This is a genomic window from Streptomyces sp. NPDC001594 (assembly GCF_042893675.1).
Lineage (GTDB): Bacteria > Actinomycetota > Actinomycetes > Streptomycetales > Streptomycetaceae > Streptomyces.
Window position 1 is genome coordinate 51,280 of sequence record NZ_JBIAVB010000013.1, and the last position, 22,452, is coordinate 73,731.

The following is a 22,452-nucleotide window of genomic DNA, read 5'->3' on the forward strand; positions in this document are numbered from 1 at the left end:
GCGGCGGGTTCAGCTGTAGAAGGTGACCTCGGCGGCGAAGAGCCTGTCGATGGCCGCGCGCAGGAAGTGCTTGCCCGTGTCGGAGAGCTCCGCGTCGGGAACGGCGTCGATACGGCGGCCGGAAGCGGCCCCGGGGGCGGCGCGGTAGAGGAAGAGGGCTCCGGTGCTGGCGCCTTCCGTGCCGTGCGAGCGCACGTAGTGCCGGTTCCTCGGCTTGTGGTTCGCGAAGTCCTCGTCCGGGGAGATGAGGAGCAGGCCGCCGCCGATCCGGTAGTGCAGCTCGTTCCGTTCCCTGAGGTCCGCCAGATGAGAGGCCGGGAACGCGCCCTTCAGGGCGGCCACGTTGGCGTAGTGGGCGTGCTCCTCGTCCAGGTGCCGGGGCGAGATCTCCGGTTCGGTGACGAGGAAGGGCGGGGCGTCCCGGCTCCTGGTCGCCCGGTGGGCGTTCTCGACGTAGGCCGAGTCGTCGGCCACGGGCCGCCGCGGGCCGCCGGTCGCGAAGACCACCTCGCGGTGGTGCGGATCACGGATCTGCTCCGCGATGCGGGTCCTCTCGGCGGGCGCTGCCGCCGTGTCGGGAACGACCGTGATCCGCCGGTCGGTGACGAGGAGGGTGCCGGTGACGGGGCGCCCGGCGCCCACGTAACGCCGGTTCGGCTTGCGGTGGTTGTCGGGGCCGCGTTGCGGTGAGAGGAGGAGCAACTCGTTGCCGAGCATGTAGTGGAGCTTGTCCGCCGTACCGGAGGTACCGGTGCCGGAGTGGGCGAGGAGGGCGCGGTTGACCTCGTGGGCGTGCGCGGATGCGGGTTCCCCGGCGGGGGTGGGGTCGCGCCGTGGTCCCGGTTCCTCGAACGTCACCTCGCACGGGGCGAGCCTGCGGAGCGCCGCGCGGACGAAGTCCTGGTCTCGCGGGTCGCGGACTCCGTGGACGCGGATGAGCCTGATCGTCCCGCGGGCGTCCCGGTCGATCAGGAGCTCTCCCGTGACGCGGCCGGGGTCCTCGCGGGCCCAGCCGGCGAAGTCCGGGTCGTGGTTGCGGAGGTCGCGCTGCCGGTCGATCAGGAACATCCCCCCGCCGAGCACGTAGCGCAGGGACGGCTCCCGGCGGAACTCGGCGAGCATGTTGCCGTTCTCCAGGGCTGTCGCCGCCTGGATGTCGGCGTCGGCGCGGATGCACGCCGCGGCCTCCTCCCTGGTCTGCGGCGGCTCTTCCTCGTCCGGGCCGGTGTGCCGTACGCGGGTGGTGAGCACCAGGTAGGCGGTGCCGGTGAATCCGCTGCGGGTGAGGTGGCCCAGGATGCCGTCGCAGGCGTGCGCCCTGCCGCGCCGGACGTCCTGCGGGGTGGTCGGGCAGTCCTGCGGGGTGCCGGAGCACAGGGGGAGCGGATCGGGCAGGCCTCCGTGGCCCGGCGCGGCCACCAGGGCTCCGTCGAAGGCGCGGTGGAAGTCCGGGTGGCCGAAGGCCTCCCCGCCGTGGAGCTCCAGGATGTTGGGGGCGGGTTCCGTGTCGCTCAGGACGTCGGCGCAGTCCCCCATCGCGCTCCACTCGTCCCAGTGGTTCCAGCCCTCCCCGTAGGGAACGCACTCGGGCGTGAAGACCGCGATCTTGGTCCCGGTCGGTATCGCGACGTACTCCATGCCGTCCTGCGGGACCCGTGGGCAGCCGAGGTCTCCGAACCCCACCCAGACAACGTCCGTCATCGTCGTTTCATCCTCGGTATCCGGCCGACTTTCGCACCAGACTCCCGCCGTGGCCCCTAGGGCACCTCGTGCGATCAGGGGACATATCAGTGGATTACCGATTCGCCGACCGGTGGAGACCGCACCTATGCGTGCGATGTCATCATTTCTGCCGCTCCAGCCGGCCGCAGGAGGTGACGGCGGCGCCGCCGTGCTCGGCGTAGCAGTAGTCGAGGACGTTGCGGCGGATCAGCTTGAAGGTGTACACACCCTCGTCGTTCGCGCCGGACATCACCGTGCGCTCGGGGGTGAAGCCGCCGACCACGGTCTTGCGGACGGCGGTTCCGTTGGCGGCGGTGTATCGCGTTTCGCCCTGGAAGGTGCGCCCACGCTGCTCCTTGATCTCCAGGGACACCGGTCCCTCGAAGAATCCCGTCGCACTGTTGATGACGTGGCGTTCACCAGTCCAGGTACCCACCAGCCAAGGGGTGCCGCCGTCCTCGGGATCTGCACCGGCGGCCGACGCGGACGTCAGCGCCGACACGGCCAGGGCTCCCGCCAGCATCACAGCGGCCGCCGCCCCGACGGTCTTCGTGGTGGAGGAACGCTTCTTACGGGACGTACCAGCCATTTCATCGTCTCCATCGCAGGCGAACGAGCGGACGCCACGCAATGTAACGAGACGTATCAGCAGTGCGGCTCGACACTCCCCGCACTGCCCGGCCATTCCCCCGTGTGGGGCAGACTGCCCCGAGCGTCGTCCCGTCCGGGCGGGGTGCTCCGCCTACTGTTCCCCCCATGCCCGTCGATCACCGCCACGTCCGGCGGCGGCTGCGCTTCGTCGTCGCGGTCCCGGCCGTCGGCCTGGCCGCGGGTGTGGCCGGGGCCCTGCTCGCCCTGCTGCTGCGCGTCGTCCAGCACACCGCGTTCGGGTACTCCGAGGGGTCGTTCCTCGAGGGCGTGGAGGCCGCCCCGCCGCTGCGCAGGCTGCTGGTGATGGGGTGTGCCGGAGTGGTGGCCGGCGTGGGCTGGTGGCTGCTGCACCGTTACGGACGGCCCCTGGTGGGGGTACGGCGGGCCCTGCGGATGACTCGGCCGCGGTTGTCCGGTGCGAGCACGGCCCTGCACGCGGCGCTCCAGACGGTCACGATCGGCATGGGCTCGCCGCTGGGCCGCGAGGGCGCGCCGAGGGAGCTCGCCGCCCTCCTCGCCACCGGCGTCACCCGCTGGACCGGGATCACCCCCGCGCAGAGCCGCACCCTCGTGGCCTGCGCCGCCGGGGGCGGACTCGCGGCGGTCTACGACGTACCGTTCGGCGGTGCGCTGTTCACGCTGGAGGTGCTCCTGGGCACCTGGGCCCTGCGCTCGGTGGTGCCGGCGGTGCTCACGGCCGCCGTGGCCACGCTCGTCGCCCGGGTCGTGGTACCGGACGAGACGGCCTACCGGCTCCCGGAGCTGCCGTTCAGCGGCTCCCTGCTCCTGTGGTCGCTGCTCGTGGGGCCGGTGGTGGGGGTGTGCGCGTACGGGTTCTCCCGGCTGATGTCGGCGGCGGGCCGGCGGGCGGAGCGCGGCAACGCCCTGTTGGTGACGGCGCCGGCCGCGTTCCTGTCCGTGGGGCTGCTGGCCCTGCCCTTCCCGCAGCTCCTCGGCAACGGCAAGGGGCCGGCGGAGGTCGCCTTCGACACCCAGCCCTCCCTCGCGCTGGCCGCCGTCCTCCTGTTGCTGCGTACGGTGGTGGTCGCCCTGTGCGTGCGCGCGGGAGCGTACGGAGGGCTCCTGACGCCCTCGTTCGCCAGCGGTGCGCTGCTGGGCATCGTCACCGGCCGGCTCTGGGAGCTGCTGTGGCCGGGCAGCGGGCTGGGGGCCTACGCGGTGGTCGCGGCGGGGGCGTTCCTGGCGGTGGCCCAGCGGATGCCGGTGACGGCGGTCGCCCTCGCCCTGGAGTTCACGGGAGCTCCGCACGCGGTGGTCCTCCCGCTGCTGTTCACCGTCGCGGGCGCGACCGCCACGGCCGCGCTGCTGCGTGGGCCGAAGGCGCCGGCCGGGCAGGCGGAGCGGGCCCGGTAGGTGCCGGTCCGGCTCCCCCGATCGGAGGCGTGCGGCTCATTGGACGCGCCCCCTGATCGGTCGGCGGACACGGGGAACGGCGCGTGGAACGCTTGCGGGGCGGTCGCATTCCGCGGCCGGGGCGGCGGCCTCTGTGGGGCCTGTCCCAGGGGGCCGTGCAGCCGATCTTCGTCTTCGTCACGTCATCCAGGAGCTCACGATGGCCGATCTGGCTTTCGTCGCCGCCGCCCTCGCCGTTTTCGCGCTGGTAGCCCTCGTCGCCAAGGGGGTGACCAAGCTGTGACCGTCGAGAACGTGGTCGGGCTGCTGGTCGCCTTCTCGCTGCTGGGCTACCTCGTGCTGGCCTTCCTGTACCCCGAGAGGTTCTGAGCCCCGATGAGTCCCGTTCTTGCCGGGATGCTGCAACTGCTCGCGCTGGTGGCGGCACTGGCCCTGGCGTACCGGCCCCTCGGCGAATACATGGCCGGTGTCTATTCCTCGGGGAAGCACTACCGCCCGGAGAAGTGGATCTACAAGGCGATCGGCGCCGATCCGGACGCCGACATGCGCTGGACCGCCTACCTGCGCGCCGTCCTCGCCTTCTCCGTGATCGGCGTCCTGTTCCTGTACCTGCTCCAGCGGCTCCAGGGCGTGCTGCCCGGCTCGCTCGGGTTCCGGTCGATCGACCCGGACCAGGCGTTCAACACCGCCGCCTCGTTCGTGGCGAACACCAACTGGCAGTCCTACGCGGGCGAGCAGGCCATGGGCCACGTCGTGCAGACGGGCGGCCTCGCGGTGCAGAACTTCGTGTCGGCGGCGGTCGGCATGGCCGTGGCCGTCGCCCTCATACGCGGGTTCGCCCGGTCCCGAAGCGGTGGGCTGGGCAACTTCTGGTCGGACCTGGTGCGCGGCGTGTTCCGCATCCTGCTGCCGATGTCCGTCGTCGGCGCCCTGGTCCTCGTCGCGTGCGGGGTGATCCAGAACTTCGCCGGGATCCACGAGGTCGGCCAGTTCCTGGGCGGTTCGCAGCAGTGGAACGGGGGCGCGGTGGCCTCGCAGGAGGTCATCAAGGAGCTCGGGACGAACGGCGGCGGCTACTTCAACGCCAACTCCGCCCACCCGTTCGAGAACCCGACCCCGTTCTCCAACCTGTTCGAGATCTTCCTGATCCTCCTCATACCCTTCGCCCTCACCCGTACGTTCGGCAGGATGGTCGGCTCGGTCCGGCAGGGGTACGCGGTCCTCGCGACGATGGCGGTGATCTGGCTCGGGTTCACCGCGCTGATGATGTGGACCGAGTCCGCCCACCACGGCCCGGCCCTCCAGGCGGCCGGCGGGGCGATGGAGGGCAAGGAGACCCGGTTCGGGATCGCCGGTTCCGCGATGTTCTCGGTCGCGACGACCCTGACGTCGACGGGCGCGGTCAACTCCTTCCACTCCTCCTTCACCGGACTCGGCGGCGGCATCCAGCTGCTGGGCATGCAGCTCGGCGAGATCGCCCCCGGCGGCGTCGGCTCCGGCCTCTACGGCATGCTGGTGATGGCGGTCATCGCGGTGTTCCTCGCCGGCCTGATGGTCGGCCGCACCCCCGAGTACCTGGGCAAGAAGATCGGCACCCGCGAGATCAAACTCGCGGCCTGCTACCTCCTCATCACCCCCGCACTCGTCCTGGGCTTCGCGGCCGCGGCGATGGCCCTGCCCACCCCCGCCCAGTCGATGGCCAACGCGGGCGCCCACGGATTCTCCGAGATCCTCTACGCCTACACGTCCGCCGGCAACAACAACGGCTCGGCCTTCGCCGGTCTGAACGCCGACACGCAGTGGTTCAACACCACCACGGGCATCGCCATGCTGCTCGGCCGCTTCCTGCCCATGGTGTTCGTCCTCGCGCTGGCCGGCTCGCTCGCCGAGCAGCGGCCGGTTCCGGCCACCGCGGGCACCCTGCGCACGGACAAGCCCCTGTTCGCGGGCCTGCTCGTCGGCACGATCGTCATCGTCGCCGGTCTCACCTACTTCCCGGCCCTCGCGCTGGGTCCGCTCGCCGAAGGGCTCGCCTCATGAGCACCGTCACCCCCTCCCGCACTCCCTGCCCCGACCAGTCGGCCGGCCGCCGGGTGGGCGGCGGGCTGTTCGCACCCGAGCAGCTGCTGAAGTCCGTCCCGGACGCGGTGCGCAAGCTCGACCCCCGGGTGATGGTCAAGTCCCCGGTCATGTTCGTCGTCCTGGTGGGCTCGGTCCTGACGACCGTGCTGGCCGTCATGAACCCGACGAACTGGTTCGGCTGGGCCATCACCGCCTGGCTGTGGCTGACCACGATCTTCGCCAACCTCGCCGAGGCCGTCGCCGAGGGCCGCGGCAAAGCCCAGGCCGACACCCTCCGCAAAGCCAAGACCGACACCGTCGCCCGCCGCCTCACCACGGGCGGCAGGGCGGAGGAACAGGTCCCGGGCACCGAGCTGAAGATCGGCGACCTGGTGGTCTGCGAGGCCGGCGACGTCATCCCCGGCGACGGAGACGTCATCGAAGGCGTCGCCTCCGTCGACGAATCCGCCATCACCGGCGAATCCGCCCCCGTCATCCGCGAATCCGGCGGTGACCGCAGCGCGGTGACCGGTGGCACCAAGGTCCTGTCCGACCGGATCGTCGTCAAGATCACCACCAAGCCCGGTGAGACCTTCATCGACCGCATGATCAGCCTGGTCGAGGGCGCGGCCCGGCAGAAGACACCCAACGAGATCGCCCTCAACATCCTCCTGGCGTCCCTGACCATCGTCTTCCTGCTGGCCGTGGTCACCCTGCAGCCCTTCGCCGTCTACGCCGGGGCCAAGCAGTCGATGATCGTGCTGACCGCCCTGCTGGTCTGCCTCATCCCCACCACCATCGGCGCCCTGCTCTCCGCCATCGGCATCGCCGGCATGGACCGCCTCGTCCAGCGCAACGTCCTGGCCATGTCGGGCCGCGCCGTCGAGGCCGCCGGCGACGTGTCCACCCTGCTGCTCGACAAGACCGGCACCATCACCCTCGGCAACCGCCAGGCCGCCGAGTTCGTGGCCGTCAAGGGCACGCGTCAGGCCGAACTGGCCGACGCCGCCCAGCTGTCCTCCCTCGCCGACCAGACCCCCGAGGGTCGTTCCATCGTCGTCCTGGCCAAGGAGAAGTACGGGCTGCGCGAACGCCACCAGGGCGAACTGGCCCACGCCACGTGGATCGAGTTCACCGCCCAGACCCGCATGTCGGGTGTGGACGTCGACGGCCGCAAGATCCGCAAGGGCGCCGCCGGCTCGGTCATCGCCTGGGTCACCGCCCAGGGCGGGCAGGTCACCGACGAGGCCGCCACCCTCGCCGACGCCATCTCCCAGGCCGGGGGTACGCCGCTGCTCGTCGCCGTCGAAGACGCCGACGGCGCCCGCGTGCTGGGCGTCGTCCACCTCAAGGACGTGGTCAAGGAGGGCATGCGCGAGCGGTTCGACGAGCTGCGCCGCATGGGCATCAAGACCGTCATGATCACCGGAGACAACCCGCTCACCGCGAAGGCCATCGCCGAGGAGGCCGGCGTGGACGACTTCCTCGCGGAGGCCACGCCCGAGGACAAGATGGCCCTCATCAAGCGCGAGCAGGCCGGCGGCAAGCTCGTCGCGATGACCGGCGACGGCACCAACGACGCCCCCGCCCTGGCCCAGGCGGACGTCGGCGTGGCGATGAACACGGGCACCTCGGCCGCCAAGGAGGCCGGCAACATGGTCGACCTCGACTCCGACCCGACCAAACTCATCGAGATCGTCGAGATCGGCAAGCAGCTCCTCATCACCCGGGGCGCCCTCACCACGTTCTCCATCGCCAACGACGTCGCCAAGTACTTCGCGATCATCCCGGCCATGTTCGCCGTGGTCTACCCGGGCCTCGACAAGCTCAACATCATGGGCCTGCACTCCCCCGAGTCCGCGATCCTCTCCGCCGTCATCTTCAACGCCCTGATCATCGTCGCCCTCGTCCCCCTCGCCCTCAAGGGCGTCCGGTACAAGCCCACCAGCGCCGACAAGATGCTCCGCCGCAACCTCGCCCTCTACGGGCTCGGCGGCCTCATCGCCCCCTTCATCGGCATCAAACTCATCGACCTGCTCCTCACCCTCATCCCCGGAATCGGCTGAGACACCACCATGAACAAGCCCGTCGGCAACACCGCGCGCCTGCTCGGCGCGGGACTCCGTGCCCTGCTCGCGCTGACAGCCGTGTGCGGCCTGCTCTATCCGCTCGCCGTCACCGGGATCTCCCAGGCGGTCTTCCCCCACCAGGCCAACGGCTCCGAGATCCGCGACAAGGACGGCCGTGTCGTCGGCTCCTCCCTCATCGGACAGCGGTACGACCTGCCCGGGAAGGGCCCCGGCGACCCGGAGGAGGCCCCGCGGCCGGACCTGAGGTGGTTCCAGCCCCGCCCGTCCAACGGCCTCGGAGACAACAGCGTCAACACGCGGTACGCGCTCCGCGTCTCCGGAGCCACCAACAAGGCCGCCGACAGCCCCGAGCTCGTGAAAACGGTCGAGGACGCCAAGGCGGCGGTCGTGGCGGAGAATTCCTCGAAGGACTACAAGGTCGATCCGTCCGACGTCCCGGCCGACGCCGTGACCTCCTCCGGCTCCGGCCTCGATCCGGACATCTCCCCCGCCTATGCCGCACTCCAGGTCCATCGCGTCGCGGAGATGAACGGCCTGACGGTCCAGCAGGTCGAGAAGCTCGTCCAGGACCACACCCAGGGCCGGACCCTCGGCTTCCTCGGGGAGCCGAGGGTCGACGTCCTCGAACTGAACGTGGCGCTCAAGGCGCTGGCCGGGGCCCGCGCCCGGCAGGGCTGAGGGGGCCGGCGCGGGGGGTCAGGACGCCGGCGTGGGCGGGGGCGACACCTCCTTCTGCGCCCCGGCCGGCAGGTTGTAGACGTGTCCGGGGGTCAGGACTTTGGTGATGGCCTGCCCGAAGATCGTGCTCGGCTCCTCCTCATGCGGCCCGTACGCGAAGTCCGCGTTGAGCAGGACGACCAGGGTCGCCTGCTCCTCGGGCAGGTACAGGGTGAGGGTCTGGTAGCCCGGCAGCGAGCCGTTGTGGCCGATCCAGCCCTCCGCGTTGAAGATGCCCAGTCCGTAGCCCACACCGGCCATGGCGCTCGCCGGGGTCTGGAGCCGCTGCTTCTGGAGCTCGGGGCTGACCATGCGGGTGCCGTCGGGGAAGACGCCGGTGGCGAGTGTCTTGGCCCAGATGCGCATGTCCTGGAGGTCGGAGATCATCGCGCCGGCGGCCCAGCCCCAGGAGGGGTTCCAGTCGGTGGCGTTCTGGGTCTTCCCGGATGCCGTCTGCCGGGTGTAGCCCTGGGCGTGCGGGTTGGGGAAGCGGGGGTCGTCGGGGAAGCTGGTGCGGCTCATTCCTGCGGGTCGCAGGATGTGGTCGCTGATGAACTTCGGGAGGGAATCTCCGGAAAGCTTCTCCACCACTTGGCCGAGCAGGATCAGGTTGGTGTTGGAGTAGTTGAACTCCGCGTTCGGTGCGAAGATCACTGGCTGGGGTGCCTTGAAGGCGTAGCGGAGCAGTTCATCGGGGCTGTAGTGGCGCTTGGGGTTGGTGGTGAGCGCCTTGTAGAAGGCCTCCGTGGCGGTGTAGCTGAGCAGCCCGCTGCGCATGCCGGCGAGTTCCCTGAGGGTCACCTTGTCGCCGTCGGGGACGTTCGGGATGTACTTGCCGATGGGGTCGTCGAGCCTGAGCTTTCCCTGCTGGGCGAGCTGGAGCACCGCCGTCACCGTGAACGTCTTGGTCACGCTGCCGATGCGCGAGTAGAAGTCCGTCTTCATCGGTTGCCGCGTGGCCGTGTCGGCGACTCCGAACGCCCGGGTGTACTCGCCCTTGCCGGGTGCGGATATTCCGACGATGGCGCCCGGTACGCCGGTCTTCTTCAGCACCTCCTGGACGGCTTTGTCCAGCTTGGCGTCCATCGAGGCGTCCAGGGCGGGGAAGCTGCCCGAGGTCGAGGGCGAGGGCGCCGCGGAGGTGCTGGGCGGTGGGACGGGCTGCGGGGCGCGGGCCACCGCACTGGTGGCGGGCAGCGCGAGGATGCTCGCTGTGGCGATCCCCACGCAGGCCTTGCGGCCCAGGCGCTGTCGCTTCTCGGCACGGCTCACGTCGGCCTCCTCCCCGACTGGGGCGATACGTCCTTTTCAGACTAAAGGGGACCGTATGCACCCGCGCGGCGGAAGGGATGCCCACCGCGTGTGGTCGGCTCAGGCCCAGGTCAGCGGGCGTGGTGGAGGGCGGCGAGCGAGATTGAGGGCGCGTAGTCGGTGCGGCCGACGCTCTTGACGTGGTAGGCGTGGTCGAGGGTGAGCAACCGCACCCGATGGAAGCAATCGGTCCTTGTCGGATCTTGTGTTCAAGCGTAGTCCGGCCTGGTCGAGGCGTCATTCGAAGACGCCGATGTGGCCGTACGGACCCACCTCGCGCACCTGCTCCTTCAGCTTCCGGGAGAGCGCCGCGAGGTCCGCCGGACCCAAGTTCCGGGATTTCAGTCTTCCGAGGGCCTTGACCGCGGACGGATGCCCGAACAGGGACTCCACTGCCTGCCGGGAATTCACGCCCAGTCTCTTCGCCTCGCAGTACTTCTGCCAGCGAGGGGTGTTGCCGACGGCATCGTCCACCATCTCGTGCTCCAACGCGATGCGGGCGTGCTTGTAGATCTTGGGATCGCCGATCACCCGCAGCATGGCCTGAAAAGCTGCGAGGCCTTCCTCCGATACCGAGTCGGGGGAGACGATGTCCACCCTTCGCGCGAGGGTCCCTTCCGGGGGCGGCGGGGAGTGGTCGACGTACTGGATGGCACTGCATTCGTCGGCGGGATAGCGCTCCAGCTCTCGGCTGACATACCGCCGGTATTCGGCCGGGCAGCCCTCGAACGCCCAGGTCACGCTGGTGGAGCCGTCGCTCGCCTGCTCCTTGACGAGGGTCAGGGAGCACTCGGCGCCGTCGCGGCGGAGGTAGGCCCCGTACGGCGTGTCGCGGAGGCGGCCGAAGGCGAAACCGTGGGGGCTGACGGTGCAGTCGAAGGTCCGATGGCCGTCCACCTCCGCCACGGCCCTGCGGTGGTACGCGTCGGTCGCCTCGCGCGTCGCCTCGTCCGGCACCCAGTCCTCGGCCACGGTGTGGCCCTCGACGTCCGCCGCCGGCGCCAGCCAGGTGCAGGCCAGCCAGATGACGTCGCCCCCGCGAACAGAGAGCACACCAGAGCATTGGTGCGACTTGCCGGCCTCGAGGTCCGCCGCCGACTTCGGGCACACGTCGTTCTGGTCGGTGCACAGCAGGAGGGGATTCGGCCAGCCGTCGAAACCCGGCCGGATCAGTTCGTAGCCTGGTACGTGATGCAGGAACTCGGCGAGTTCCGCACCCTTGAGGTCCTCCCGGGCATGGAGGGCCAGATTGACGGAAACGTCCCCGGAGATCTCGGGGCACGCGGAGAGCTGGCCGAAGACGTCGAGACCCGGGCCGTACCGCAGGCCCTTTCCCTCATCGAAGTAGGCGCGGAGCGTGACGTGCTGCGGCACCGCGACGATCTCCATGCCTTCCGCCACGTTCGCCCGGTCGACCTGGAGGTCTCCCTGTCCGATCACGATGTAGCCCACGCGGATGTCCTTTCCCGGGAATGCGGTCCCGTGCAATCTGACGTCCATAACCCAAGGGGCGGCAGGTCGGTCGGGGCCGGCTGTCAGGAAGACCCCGGCTCCCTTTCCGCTGCCCGATGGTCGGCTGCCGGTCCTCGGCGGCGCTGGCACCATCGGGAGGCGCACGTCGAAGGGGTTGGAGAATCCGCGTTGTACACCTGTCTGGTCTGCGAGAACCCTTTCGATGAGGGCGAGGCCCTCTTCTTCAACCCTGAAGACTTCTTCTTCTGCCCGGGACAGTGCGAAGACGTGGCACTGTGCAAGATCTGCTATCCCGGCGTCGTCGATTTCCCGTGCGAACGGTGCGGCTCCGTCCTGGAGGACCGGGCCGGCAACCGGGCGACCCCCGCGTACGCGGACGGCCTCCCCCGCCGGTGCCATGACTGCGGAGTGCCGCACGCGGACAAGGTCACCTTCTTCTGCCGGCGCCGTCTGCATCCCGTCGTGTTCTGCCGGGCCTGCCGTGACCGCTACGGGGCGGCGGTCCTGTGCCCCTCGTGCGGCGTCGTTCTGGAAGAGGACGGTGGCGGGCCGGAGTTGGTGACCGGGGCCGGGGACGGTCCGGGGGATGCCACGAGGTCCGCCTGCTTCTGCGCCGTGTGTGACGAGGGGCATCCGGAGGCCGAGGTCTTCCGCTGCCCGTCCGCCGACTGTGGCGGAGCCACGGTGTGCCGCTCCTGTTACGCCGCCTACGGCGGGGGCGAGGTGCGGTGCTGCCACTGCCGGTCGCTGCTCGTGGACAGTGCCGGAGCCGAGACGAGGCACGTCCGGCCGGCCGGCCACGCGCTCGTCGGCATGGGGGACATCCCGTCGGAGGGACGGGTCCAGGAGGGGATGCAGTGTTACGCGGCCGCCGCGGCGACGGCCTGCAACTGGGCCACGGGTACGGATCTGACGACCGATGACGCGATGCACCTCTTCCTGATGTCCTACAAGGCCGTGGGAGAGGCGGCCGGGGACTATCGGACGGCGTACTCCGAGGCGCAGCGGATGCTCGGGTACACCGACGCCCCGATCTCCGAGGTCCACGCCGAGATGCGACGCACCCCGGACGGGGAGTCCGCTCTGCGCGCGGCCGTGCGCATGATCGGGGAACCCGAGTTCCCGGAGGGCGTGGCCCATCTCTACGTTCCCCGGGTGACCTCGGAGCACTTGAAAGCCGCGTTCGCGGCAGGATGCACCGTCATGGTGGCGACGGACCACCACTGGCTGGTCGCGTACGCGTGTGAGGTCGACCCCGCGGGAGACGTGGCCATGGTCCACGCCTATGACCCCGGGAACGGCTCGCGCGGCATCGGACCCTGGAGCGGGGCCTGGCAGGACTACGAGGGATACGTGGTCGGCCGCAGCGCGCTGTGAGGGCCGTGATGTCGCCGCCGGTTCTGCGCCCTCGAAGACTTCCCGGGAGATTGCCCCTTCCACCCTTTTTGCCATTGCTTTACCCCTTTACGGTGGGGAAGCGCAGGCAGATGGATTCCATGAGAAGAGGGCCGCGTGAACCGTTTCGTCAATCTCGTAGAGCAGAGCCTCCTGAGGAGCCCCGCCCTGTCGCGGCACCGCTGGCTGACCGAGGCCGGGCTGCGTGCTTTCCGCTTCTTCTCCCGGGGCAGGCGCTGAGGGGCGCACGCGCCGCGATGCGTGCAAGATCCGGGGCGGCCTAGACTGGATTGCTGCGGTCCGCTGGAAACGGGGGTCTCACCCCATGGAGAGAGCACGGCCGGTAGAGGTGCCCGAGCGGCCCTCCCCACCCGTCCTCGCGGAGATCACGCTGAACGTCAACGGGGAGGAGCGCCGGCTGACGGTCGACACCAGGATGTCGCTCCTCGACGTCCTGCGTGACCGCCTCGCTCTGACCGGGGCCAAGGCGGGATGCGACCGGGGCCACTGCGGCTCCTGCACGGTGCTGGTCGGCGGCCGGCGCGTCTACGGCTGCCTCACCCTCGCCACGGCCGTGGCGGGTGCCGGGGCGGGCGTGGTGACGGTGGAGGGGCTGGGCGGGTCCGGTCCGCATCCGCTGCAGCGGGCGTTCGTCGAACGGGACGCGTTCCAGTGCGGCTTCTGCACTCCCGGACAGCTGTGCTCCGCGGTCGGCATGCTCGACGAAGTGGCCCGAGGGTGGCCCAGTGCGGCCACCGGGGAGCCGGCGGACGCCCCCGTACTGACGGCCGACGAGATCCGTGAGCGGATGAGCGGGAACCTGTGCCGCTGCGGCGCCTACCGGAACATCATGGCGGCGATCATGGACGTGGCGCCGTGAGCCGTACCGAAGTCCCGGCCCGCACGGTCGCGCAGCGACCGCCCGGGGCCGTCGGCGCGGCCGTTCCCCGGCGGGAGGCCCGCCAGAAGGTCACCGGCGGCGCCCGGTTCACCGACGACACGACCCTGCCCCGGCTCGCGTACATCGCCGTGGTTCCGGCCGGGATCACGCACGGGCGGGTCGTCGCCGTCCACTCCGAGCGGGCCCTCGCCCAGCCCGGGGTGCTCGCCGTGATCCACGGCGGCAACTGCCCCCGCCTGCACCGGACCGGCGATCACGACCTCGCCGTCTTCCAGTCCCCGTCGGTCACCTACCGGGGCCAGTTCGTGGCCGCCGTCGTGGCCGAGACCCCGCAGGCCGCCCGTGAGGCGGCCCGGGCGGTGGACGTCGACTACGCGGTCCATCCGCACCGCGTCGAACCGGACCTGGCCGACACCGCGCCGACGCGCCCGGCGGACCGCGGGCCCCACTTCCCCACCGACTGCTCGCACGGCGACGTGGAAGCCGCCTTGCGGGACGCTCCCGTACGGATCGAGGCCACTTACCGCACTCCCCCGTACCACCACCACGCACTGGAGCCGCACGCCGCGGTCGCGTACTGGCACGAGGGCGCCCTGACGGTCCACGACACCACGCAGGGGCCCTCGGGCACCCGCGACATCCTCGCGCACCTCTTCGGCATCAGCCCCGAGCGGGTGCGCGTCATCGCCCGCCACGTCGGCGGCGCGTTCGGCTCGAAGGCCGCGCCGAAGGCGCAGCTCGCGCTCGCCGCTGTGGCGGCACTCGTCGTCGGCCGGCCGGTCAAGGCCGTGCTCTCCCGCGAGCAGCTCAGTGTCATCGCCGGATACCGGACGCCGACCGTACAGCGCGTGCGGCTCGGGGCCGGGGCGGACGGGCGGCTCCTGGCGGTCTCCCATGCGTCCCTCGAGCAGACGTCCCTGACGAGCGACCACACCGAGTACGCGGCCGCGCCCACCCGTGTGATGTACGCGGCGCCCCATCGGGAGACCCGGCACCGTCGGGTCCGCCTGCACGTTCCGTCCCCGACCTGGATGCGCGCGCCCGGCGAATGCCCGGGGATGTTCGCGCTGGAGTCGGCGATGGACGAACTCGCCGTCGCGTGCGCCGTGGACCCGGTCGAGCTGCGGCTGCGCAACGACACCGCCGTCGATCCGCACAGCGGCCGGCCGTTCAGCACCCGGGGCCTCGCCGCCTGCCTGCGGCTGGGCGCGGAGCGGTTCGGCTGGGCAGGGCGAGACCGGTTGCGCGCGGCGCACGGCGAGGGGCGGCGGCTCGTGGGGATGGGCGTCGCCGCCTCGACCATCCCCCAGTACCGGTTCCCCTCCCGGGCGGGCGTCCGGGTGGACGGGGAGGGCCGCTGCACCGTGCGCATCGCGGCGGCGGACATCGGTACCGGAGCGCGGACGGTGCTGGCGCAGATCGCGGCCGACGCTCTCGGGGTGGCCCTGGAGCGGGTCACCGTGGAGCTGGGTGACAGCGACTGCCCGGCCGCCAGCTGGGCCGGGCGGTCCAGCGGTACGACCTCGTGGGGGACGGCGGTGGTGCGTGCCTGTGAAGCGCTGCTTGCCGAGGCCGCGCGGTTCGGAGGGCTCCCGCCGGCCGGCCTCCTGCCGGCCGGCCTCCTGCCGGCCGGCGGCCTCGAGGCCTCGGCCGACACGCTGGAGGAGCTCTCGGCACCGCGCGCCTGCTCCCAGCACGGGTTCGGCGCGCAGTTCGCGCTGGTGACCGTGGACCGGGACACCCGGGAGGTCCGGGTGCCGCGCCTGCTCGGCGTCTTCGCCGTGGGGCGGGTCGTCAACCCCGTGACCGTGCGGTCGCAGCTGGTCGGGGGCATGGTCATGGGCGTGTCGATGGCCTTGTGCGAGGAGGGGGCCGTCGACCCGGTGCACGGGCACTTCCACTCCCGCGACCTCGCCGGCTACCGCGTGGCGACGTTCGCGGACGTCCCCGAGGTCGAGGCCCAGTGGATCGACGAGGAGGACTTCCACACGAGTCCCATGGGGGCCAAGGGAGTCGGGGAGATCGGGATCGTCGGGACGGCGGCGGCCGTCGCCAACGCCGTCCACCACGCCACCGGGCAGCGGATCCGCAGCCTGCCGATCAGCGTGCGCCGGCTGGTGGAGGCGCGGACCGAGGAGGACGGGGACGCGGGCGGCGGGGCGGGGGGCCCGGCGGGGGACGGCGGTTCGGTGGGCGGCCCGGCGGGGGACGGCGGTCCGGTGGGCGGCCGGGCGTGAAGCCGTTCGCCTACGAGCGCCCCGCCACCGTCCGGGAGGCCGTCGCGCTGGTCGCGGACGATCCGGAGGCCGTGTACCTGGCCGGCGGCACGAACCTCTACGACCACCTCAAGCTGGGGATCGCGCGGCCCCGGCTCCTCGTCGACGTGACCGGACTGCCCCTGGACGGTGTCGAGGCGCTCCTCGGCGGGGGGTTGCGGATCGGGGCCAACGTCCGCAACGCCGACCTCGCCGCCCACCCCGAGGTGCGCGCCCGCTGGCCGGTCGTCTCCCAGGCGCTCCTGGTCACCGGCTCGGCGCAGCTGCGCAACATGGCCACCCTGGGCGGGAACCTGCTCCAGCGCACGCGGTGCCCCTACTTCCAGGACCCGGAGACCCCCTGCAACAAGCGCGAGCCCGGTTCGGGCTGCTCGGCCCTCGCCGGCCGCACCGGGCACGGCGCCGTGCTCGGTGCGTCGGACGACTGCGTGGCCGTGCACCCGTCCGATCTCGCCGTCGCCCTGTGCGCCGTGGACGCCGTGGCCTGCGTCGTGGGCCGCACGGGCCGCCCCCGCCGGATTCCGCTCACCGGCCTGTACCGGCCGCCCGGGGCCCACCCGGAGCGTGACACCGTGCTCGAACACGGGGACCTCCTCACGGCGGTGGAGGTGCCCCCGCTGCCGACGGCCGCCCGCTCCCGCTACCGCAAGGTCGGCGACCGTGCCTCCTTCGCCTTCGCCCTGGTGTCGGTCGCGGTGGTGCTCGACCTGGACGGCGACGCCGTCCGGGACGTCCGCATCGCCTTCGGCGGGCTCGGGACCACGCCGTGGCGCGCCGTTCGGGCGGAGGCCGTACTGCGGGGAGGCCCGGCCACCGCGCAGCGGTTCGCGTCGGCCGCGCACGAGGAGCTCGCGGCGGCCCGTCCCGTCCCGGAGAACGCGTACCGGATCCCGCTGGCCCGGGACACCCTGGTCGCCGTACTCCGCGGCCTGTGCGCGGCGGGCGGGTCAACGGGCTGACGGCAGCGCCCCGTTCCCCGGGCCCCTGAGGCAGCCGGCCTGCCTCGAAGGGAGACGACGCTGATGACCGCCCCTCCGCAGTGCACCTGGGTGTCGTTCGCAGTGCCCGGAGATCCGGCGCGAGGGCCGCTCCTCCGACCGGACTACGTCCACCGCACCGGCCGGGACCGCCCGTCCGGAGGAGCGGGCGCGGGCGTCCGCAGTCCGCCTCAAACAGGGCCGCCGGGGCCTGCGAAGGGGTGGCCGCCCCCTGATACCTCTTCAGGCCATGAACACCTTCACTCGCCGACAGGCCTTACGCACGACGGCCGGCGCCGTCGCCGTCCTCGGGCTCACCACAACGGCAGCGCACGCCGGCGCCGCGCCCCGCACGAGCACCACCAACCCGGTGACGGAGGAGGTCGACGAGGTCTACCTGGGCCGGCGCATCCAGATCGGCGCGGGCGGCGCAGGCGGCCACCACGGGCACCACGGGGGGCCGGACCTGCCCACCGTCCGAATAGACGGCCGCGAGCTCCATGTGATGCGCAACGCCGACGGCACCTACATCAGCGTGATCACCCACTACGCGCCCTGCGCCGATCTGCTCTCCCTGGCCCGCGCCGCCGTGCGCGAGCTCCAGGGCGCCGACCTCGCTCCGTTCGCACCCATGGGAGGCCCGGCGTGATCATCCGCAAGAACCAGGCGGCTTTGAACGCCGACGAGAAGCGCGCCTTCGTCCGCGCCGTGCTGGAAGTGAAGCGCACCGGCACCTACGACCGACTCGTCACCACGCACAACAACTTCGTGATGAACGACACCGACACCACGGACCGGGTCGCCCACCGCTCGCCCTCCTTCCTCCCCTGGCACCGGCGCTTCCTGCTGGAGTTCGAAGCGGCCCTGCGGCAGGCGGAGCCGTCGGTCACGCTCCCCTACTGGGACTGGACGGCGGACCGTACTCCGGCCTCCTCCCTGTGGGGCCCGGACTTCCTCGGCGGCACCGGGCGGGCGCGGGACGGCCAGGTGACGGACGGACCGTTCTCCTTCGCGGGCGGCAGGTTCCCCATCAACGTCCGGGTGGACGGACGCGGTTACCTGCGCCGCACGCTGGGCGCGGAGGTGGCCGCACTGCCGACGCGGGCCGAGGTGGACTCCGTCCTCGCCATGCCGGTGTACGACACGGCCCCCTGGAACAGCGCCTCGAACGGCTTCCGCAACCACATGGAGGGCTGGCGCGGGGTCAACCTGCACAACCGGGTCCACGTGTGGGTCGGCGGCCAGATGACCAGCGGGGCCTCCCCGAACGACCCGGTCTTCTGGCTGCACCACGCCTTCATCGACAAGCTGTGGGCGGAGTGGCAGGCACTCCACCCCGGCTCGCCCTACCTGCCGACGGCGGGCACGGCGAACGTGGTCGACCTGCACGACACGATGCGGCCCTGGAACGACGTCACCCCGGCCGACATGCTCGACCACCGCAGGTTCTACGCCTTCGACACCGATCCGGAGGCGGCCGGCCGGTAGCGGCCGGCCCGCGCCTTCCTGACGAACGGTCAGGCGGGCGTGCCGGCGCCCCCCGCCATGGCCCGCAGGGCCGTGCGCTGTGACAGCCAGCCGACCATCCGGACCCCCTCGGTGTCGAGGACCGGCAGCGCCGCCTTGCAGACGGGTTCCGCCGGGTCCGTGCCCGACGCGATGAGCGCGGGCGTGGCCCGGGCCAGCGGGGTGTCGGGGGCGAGGACCGCGGGGGGCGGCTCCATGACCTCCGAGACCGGCCGCCGGAGCGGGTCCTGCCGGTCCAGACGACGCCGCGGCGCCGGAGCTTGGCGGTGTAGACGGTGTCACGGCTGAGCAGGCGGCTCACCCCGGTCGCGACGGCGACGGTGGCCATGAGCGGCAGGACGGCGTAGGCGAAGCTGCGCACGGCGAAGTCCCCGAGGATCAGCTCCATCGCGAAGAACACGCCGGCCAGCGGGGCGTTGAAGGTGGCGGAGATGCCGCCCGCCGCGCCGCAGGCGACCAGCAGCCGGGTGTGGGCTTCGCCCGCGCGCACCTACGTGGCCAGCGAGGAGCCGAGGGCCGAGCCGATCTGGACGATGGGGCCCTCGCGGCCGACGCTGCCGCCGCCCCCGATGCACAGCGCCGAGGCCACGGACTTCACCCCGGCCGGCCGAGTAGTCCTTGTGTCCCGTCAGGACCAAGGTGACCCCCTCGATCATCCAGCGGAACAGCACGGCCCCGTACCCGGCGCACGCCGGTGGCGGCGGGCGGGGACACGCGTCGCCTGGGGCGCCCCATCCGCTCCCGCCGCCGTCACAGCACAAGGGAAGCCGTGGGCTCAGACGAGATCCCCCTCGGTGAACGTGACGCTGCGGAACTGGGCGTACGCGGCCTCGAGGATCTGCTCGGTCCTCTTGCAGACGTCGGCCGTGACCTCCAGAGCGGTGTCGTACGCCTCCGACATCCGTCCGATGGCCGTCTCCACCTCTTCGGCTGTTTCGATGTCGGCGACCAGGAAGGACTGCTCCCGTTCGAGATGTCCGACGGTCTCCTGGACGGCGTCCAGACCGGTCACCTGCTCGACGTCCGAGTGGCCGCCGGCGTGCAGCACCTCCAGCTGCGCGTACGCCTGGGCGAGTTGTTCATCGATCTCGTCGCGGCGGTCTTCCAACCGGGACATGAGCCGGTAGAGGGTCGGCCCCCCTTGGGGGGAGAAGAGATCCGCCCCCGCGTGGACCGGCACCTCCCGGGCGAGCTCGTGCTGGAAGCCGACCTCGCACGGGAGGCTCTGCTCCAGCTCCACGTACGCCGCGAGGGCGGCCTCGAGGTCGGTGGCGTGCTGAGGGAAGAGTCTGGTGAGCGGGTGCCCGGCGTCCCGCATGCCGTCCGAGAGGTCGAGCAGGGACCTGAACACCTCGTAGTGCTTCGCCGTCCCGAAGAACGCCTGCGTCTCGTTCACCCGGTACCAGTTGACCAGGTCGACGGCGACGGCTGCCTCGATGCCCGACGCGTCCTGGCCCGCGGGGGTGCGGAGCCAGTCACGGAAGATTCCCAGCCAGGTTCCGGAGTCTTGGGCGTGCTCGCCGGCATACTTCCAGTCCGCCTCGGCCGGACGGCCCAGTGCGAGGTGCGCGTACACGAATGTGGCCGGGGAGGGGGCGAGCAGCACGGGAGCACTCGCCATCCGCACCGCGTGCAGGAGCTCCTCGGCGTCCATGTGCCGCGCTGCGGCGAGTCGGTCCAGGCGCAGCCAGCCCTGGCCCTGCGGCTGCGTGACCGTCTTCTGCACCTCCTCCAGGGTGGAACGGAATGCCGCTCGGGACCCGAGGAGGATCTTGGTGGCGTGGGGATAGGCGAGGAACCTCTGCCAGGCCGCGTGCGGGTCCACGGCCGCCATCCGCTGGAACCGTCCCACTTCGGTGTCGACTTCGAAGGGGTCCGGGCCCTCCTCCCGGTACACCACCTCCTGCTCTCCCACCGCCAGGGTCGCGGGCGTGGACGGGGGCATCGGAGCGTACGTCGTGGCGAGCTGCCGGAGCCTGCCGTTCTGCGGGTGGTTCCTGAGGGCCCAGCGGGACAGCAGGGCCAGCCCGTTCCTCAGGTTCACGTAGGGCTGGCAGGCGCTCAGGTGGATCTCCGTGGCCTGCGGGTACCGTGCGAGGTACCCCTCACACGTGTGCGCGTCGGGGGGACAGGGGCTCCAGTTCAGGGGTCCGACCGGCTTCGTGCACAGGGATTGCGGGGCTCCGTCGTAGCCGGCGCAGGAGAGTTCGACCCCGCCGATGGCCGCCAGTTCCTTTCCCCATACGTGCTCGTGCTCGGTGATGCGGGTCATCATGATCTGATCGACCTCGCAGGGCCCCGTCACGCTCCGGACCGGCTTCATCCGGCCCCCTGCGAGGGCGTACAGGAAGGTCATCGCCTGGGTCAGCTCACCGGGCCGGCTGTAGTAGTGGATCGTGACTCCGGCCGGCAGTCGGACCTTCGTCCTGGGGACGAGTGCACCGTGCGTGGCTATGTAGATCGTCGACATGCTCTCGGGCCTTTCTGGCGGGCGGCGGCGACAGGCGATCCGAAAACGAGAGGGGGAAGAGGGGATTGCCGCCAGCCGACCTGGCCACGCTACGGAGCGCCCTGGGGAGTCCGCTTGCCCCATGGGGCGGATGTTGATCCACCGGGTCGTTCCCCGAGCGCCGGACGTCAGGTGAGTTCGCGGCCCCGGGTCTCGGGGAGGCCCAGCAGTGCCAGTACGGCGATGCCGTAGCCGACGGCGCCGAACGCGAGTGCTCCGCCCACGCCCCAGCTCTGCGCGAGGAAGCCGACCATGGTGGGGAAGAACGCCCCCACCGCGCGGCCGGTGTTGTACGTGAACCCCTGGCCGGTGCCGCGGACCGCGGTCGGGTACAGCTCGGCGAGGAATGATCCGAACCCGCTGAAGATGGCCGACATGCAGAAGCCGAGCGGGAAGCCGAGGACCAGCAGCAGGTCGTTCTGGCCGGCTGGAATGCGGGTGTAGGCCAGGATGCACAGCGCCGAGAGGAACGCGAAGAGTGTGATGTTGTACTTGCGGCCCAGCCGGTCGGTGAGATGGCCGCCGGTCAGGTAACCGGTGAACGCGCCGGAGATGAGGAGGGCCAGGTAGCCGCCCGTGCCGACGACGGTCAGGCCGCGTTCGGTCTTCAGGAAGGTCGGCACCCAGGTGGCGAGGGTGTAGTAGCCGCCCTGGACGCCGGTCGACAGCAGTACGGCGCACAGCGTGGTGCGCAGCAGGCCGGGCCGGAACACGGCCCTGAGGGAACCCCGCTCGGTGCTCTCCTCGCGCGTCCGGGCGGCGGACGGGGCGTCCTCGACCCTGCGCCGGATGTAGACGACCAGCAGGGCGGGCAGGGCGCCGGTCCAGAACATCACCCGCCAGGCGAGGTCGTCGTCGACGAAGTAGAACACCAGCGTGTAGACGCTCACCGCCAGTGCCCAGCCGACCGCCCAGGCGCTCTGGACGGCGCCGAGCGTGCGGCCGCGGTGCCTGGCCGAGGCGTACTCGGCGACCAGGACGGCGCCCACCGCCCACTCGCCGCCGAAGCCGACGCCCTGGAGGGCGCGGAAGACCAGGAGCGTCCCGTAATTCGGCGCGAAGCCGCACAGCACGGTGAAGAAGGCGTACACCGTCACCGTGGCCATCAGGGCCTTCACGCGGCCGACCCGGTCGGCGAGGACGCCCGCGAGCACCCCGCCGAACGCCGAGAAGACCAGGGTGACGGTGGTGAGGAGGCCGGTGCGGCCGCTCTCCAGGCCGAAGTGGGCGGCGATCGCCGCCATGCTCAGCGGTAGCGTGAAGAAGTCGTAGGAATCCAGAGCGTAGCCGCCGAACGCGCCGCCGAAGGCCCGCCGGCCCCGCGGTCCGAGGGCGCGCAGCCAGGAGAACGCACCTGTGTCCTCACGCGGTCCCGTGTACGCGGTCTGCGTGGGGCGATCGGGTGCGGTCATGTCCACCTCGCGGGAGACGAGGGAGGGTCCCCGAGCACGACCCTACGCCGCACCGG

General features: G+C 71.5%; 19 protein-coding genes and 1 pseudogene. 12 read left to right on the forward strand and 8 right to left on the reverse strand.

Annotation, left to right across the window (positions count from 1 at the left end; genetic code table 11):
- Positions 1 to 9: 9 nt before the first annotated feature.
- Together ACFY0O_RS24930 and ACFY0O_RS24935 are read right to left on the reverse strand one after the other, a co-directional pair.
- Positions 10 to 1,701 (reverse strand): hypothetical protein, encoded by a 1,692-nt coding sequence (locus ACFY0O_RS24930; RefSeq protein WP_388950158.1) that lies wholly within the window; start codon positions 1,699 to 1,701, stop codon positions 10 to 12.
- A 142-nt stretch (positions 1,702 to 1,843) separates the two neighbouring features.
- Positions 1,844 to 2,311 carry a hypothetical protein gene (locus ACFY0O_RS24935; RefSeq protein ID WP_388950160.1) on the reverse strand — a complete coding sequence of 156 codons (468 nt, stop codon included), beginning with the start codon at positions 2,309 to 2,311 and terminating at the stop codon, positions 1,844 to 1,846.
- Positions 2,312 to 2,478: 167 nt separating this feature from the next.
- Between ACFY0O_RS24935 and ACFY0O_RS24940 the strand changes: the two genes are divergently transcribed.
- From ACFY0O_RS24940 to ACFY0O_RS24960, 5 genes are all read left to right on the forward strand, one after another.
- Complete coding sequence (locus ACFY0O_RS24940; RefSeq protein WP_388950163.1) at positions 2,479 to 3,747, forward strand: chloride channel protein; 1,269 nt, start codon at positions 2,479 to 2,481, stop codon at positions 3,745 to 3,747.
- A 279-nt stretch (positions 3,748 to 4,026) separates the two neighbouring features.
- On the forward strand, positions 4,027 to 4,116 hold the full coding sequence (kdpF, locus tag ACFY0O_RS24945) for a K(+)-transporting ATPase subunit F (RefSeq protein ID WP_388950165.1): 90 nt from the start codon (positions 4,027 to 4,029) through the stop codon (positions 4,114 to 4,116).
- 6 nt (positions 4,117 to 4,122) lie between these two features.
- Positions 4,123 to 5,787, forward strand: coding sequence for a potassium-transporting ATPase subunit KdpA (kdpA, locus tag ACFY0O_RS24950; protein WP_388950166.1), 1,665 nt, complete (start codon positions 4,123 to 4,125; stop codon positions 5,785 to 5,787).
- Complete coding sequence (gene kdpB / locus ACFY0O_RS24955) at positions 5,784 to 7,874, forward strand: potassium-transporting ATPase subunit KdpB (RefSeq protein ID WP_388950168.1); 2,091 nt, start codon at positions 5,784 to 5,786, stop codon at positions 7,872 to 7,874. Before kdpA ends, kdpB begins: the two co-directional genes overlap by 4 nt.
- Positions 7,875 to 7,883: 9 nt before the next feature.
- Positions 7,884 to 8,576 (forward strand): potassium-transporting ATPase subunit C, encoded by a 693-nt coding sequence (locus tag ACFY0O_RS24960; protein ID WP_388950170.1) that lies wholly within the window; start codon positions 7,884 to 7,886, stop codon positions 8,574 to 8,576.
- A gap of 18 nt (positions 8,577 to 8,594) precedes the next feature.
- On the opposite strand, the gene ACFY0O_RS24965 is transcribed toward ACFY0O_RS24960, so the two are convergent.
- Both ACFY0O_RS24965 and ACFY0O_RS24970 read right to left on the reverse strand, forming a co-directional pair.
- Positions 8,595 to 9,887: a serine hydrolase gene (locus ACFY0O_RS24965; protein ID WP_388950172.1), complete on the reverse strand. Its 1,293-nt coding sequence runs from the start codon at positions 9,885 to 9,887 to the stop codon at positions 8,595 to 8,597.
- A gap of 276 nt (positions 9,888 to 10,163) precedes the next feature.
- Positions 10,164 to 11,378 (reverse strand): hypothetical protein, encoded by a 1,215-nt coding sequence (locus ACFY0O_RS24970; RefSeq protein WP_388950173.1) that lies wholly within the window; start codon positions 11,376 to 11,378, stop codon positions 10,164 to 10,166.
- A 288-nt stretch (positions 11,379 to 11,666) separates the two neighbouring features.
- On the opposite strand from ACFY0O_RS24970, the gene ACFY0O_RS24975 reads away from it, so the two are divergent.
- From ACFY0O_RS24975 to ACFY0O_RS25005, 7 genes are all read left to right on the forward strand, one after another.
- Positions 11,667 to 12,776: a hypothetical protein gene (locus ACFY0O_RS24975; RefSeq protein WP_388950174.1), complete on the forward strand. Its 1,110-nt coding sequence runs from the start codon at positions 11,667 to 11,669 to the stop codon at positions 12,774 to 12,776.
- A 135-nt stretch (positions 12,777 to 12,911) separates the two neighbouring features.
- Complete coding sequence (locus ACFY0O_RS24980) at positions 12,912 to 13,034, forward strand: hypothetical protein (protein ID WP_388950176.1); 123 nt, start codon at positions 12,912 to 12,914, stop codon at positions 13,032 to 13,034.
- Between the two features lie 85 nt (positions 13,035 to 13,119).
- Complete coding sequence (locus tag ACFY0O_RS24985) at positions 13,120 to 13,674, forward strand: 2Fe-2S iron-sulfur cluster-binding protein (protein WP_388950179.1); 555 nt, start codon at positions 13,120 to 13,122, stop codon at positions 13,672 to 13,674.
- A complete protein-coding gene (locus ACFY0O_RS24990) occupies positions 13,671 to 15,932 on the forward strand; it encodes a xanthine dehydrogenase family protein molybdopterin-binding subunit (protein ID WP_388950181.1) in 2,262 nt (753 codons plus the stop codon). Before ACFY0O_RS24985 ends, ACFY0O_RS24990 begins: the two co-directional genes overlap by 4 nt.
- Positions 15,929 to 16,930 (forward strand): FAD binding domain-containing protein, encoded by a 1,002-nt coding sequence (locus ACFY0O_RS24995; RefSeq protein ID WP_388950183.1) that lies wholly within the window; start codon positions 15,929 to 15,931, stop codon positions 16,928 to 16,930. Before ACFY0O_RS24990 ends, ACFY0O_RS24995 begins: the two co-directional genes overlap by 4 nt.
- Positions 16,931 to 17,198: 268 nt before the next feature.
- The gene (locus ACFY0O_RS25000; protein ID WP_388950186.1) at positions 17,199 to 17,597 is read left to right on the forward strand and encodes a tyrosinase family oxidase copper chaperone; all 399 of its coding nucleotides are present in this window, start codon (positions 17,199 to 17,201) and stop codon (positions 17,595 to 17,597) included.
- Entirely contained in the window at positions 17,594 to 18,436 is an 843-nt protein-coding gene (locus ACFY0O_RS25005; RefSeq protein ID WP_388950187.1) for a tyrosinase family protein, read from the forward strand. The genes ACFY0O_RS25000 and ACFY0O_RS25005 overlap by 4 nt, the downstream gene beginning before the upstream one ends.
- Positions 18,437 to 18,465: 29 nt before the next feature.
- On the opposite strand, the gene ACFY0O_RS25010 is transcribed toward ACFY0O_RS25005, so the two are convergent.
- The 4 genes and pseudogenes from ACFY0O_RS25010 to ACFY0O_RS25025 form a co-directional block, all read right to left on the reverse strand.
- A complete protein-coding gene (locus ACFY0O_RS25010) occupies positions 18,466 to 18,672 on the reverse strand; it encodes a CBS domain-containing protein (RefSeq protein WP_388950189.1) in 207 nt (68 codons plus the stop codon).
- A 128-nt stretch (positions 18,673 to 18,800) separates the two neighbouring features.
- Positions 18,801 to 19,073: pseudogene (locus tag ACFY0O_RS25015) on the reverse strand (chloride channel protein); the annotation flags it as partial.
- 177 nt (positions 19,074 to 19,250) lie between these two features.
- Positions 19,251 to 20,945 (reverse strand): hypothetical protein, encoded by a 1,695-nt coding sequence (locus tag ACFY0O_RS25020; RefSeq protein WP_388950192.1) that lies wholly within the window; start codon positions 20,943 to 20,945, stop codon positions 19,251 to 19,253.
- Positions 20,946 to 21,112: 167 nt separating this feature from the next.
- The gene (locus tag ACFY0O_RS25025; RefSeq protein ID WP_388950194.1) at positions 21,113 to 22,396 is read right to left on the reverse strand and encodes an MFS transporter; all 1,284 of its coding nucleotides are present in this window, start codon (positions 22,394 to 22,396) and stop codon (positions 21,113 to 21,115) included.
- Between the last annotated feature and the right edge of the window lie 56 nt (positions 22,397 to 22,452).